This window comes from Staphylococcus sp. EG-SA-15 (assembly GCF_017151895.1).
In the GTDB taxonomy this organism is placed as follows: Bacteria; Bacillota; Bacilli; order Staphylococcales; family Staphylococcaceae; genus Staphylococcus; species Staphylococcus aureus.
Genome location: NZ_JACVZN010000089.1, coordinates 1 through 380 on the forward strand (window position 1 = coordinate 1; position 380 = coordinate 380).

A 380-nucleotide genomic window follows, 5' to 3' on the forward strand; every position below is an offset into this window, starting at 1 on the left:
ATTCAAAATGGTGCAGATGAAATTGACATGGTCATCAACATCGGCGCATTAAAAGATGGACGTTTTGATGATGTACAACAAGACATTGAAGCAGTGGTTAAAGCTGCGAAAGGTCACACAGTAAAAGTGATTATTGAGACGGTATTGTTGGACCATGACGAAATCGTAAAAGCGAGTGAATTAACAAAAGCGGCTGGTGCGGACTTCGTTAAAACTTCAACAGGTTTTGCAGGTGGCGGTGCGACTGCAGAAGACGTTAAATTAATGAAAGATACAGTAGGTGCTGATGTAGAAGTAAAAGCATCAGGTGGCGTACGTAATTTAGAAGATTTCAATAAAATGGTTGAAGCAGGTGCGACACGTATTGGTGCGAGCGCAGG

1 protein-coding gene is annotated in these 380 nt (G+C 42.1%); it reads left to right on the forward strand.

Annotated features, from left to right (window positions below; translation table 11 throughout):
* Nucleotides 1-380: deoxyribose-phosphate aldolase (gene deoC / locus IDG64_RS14465; protein ID WP_070957628.1), on the forward strand; the 380-nt coding region annotated here is incomplete at both ends.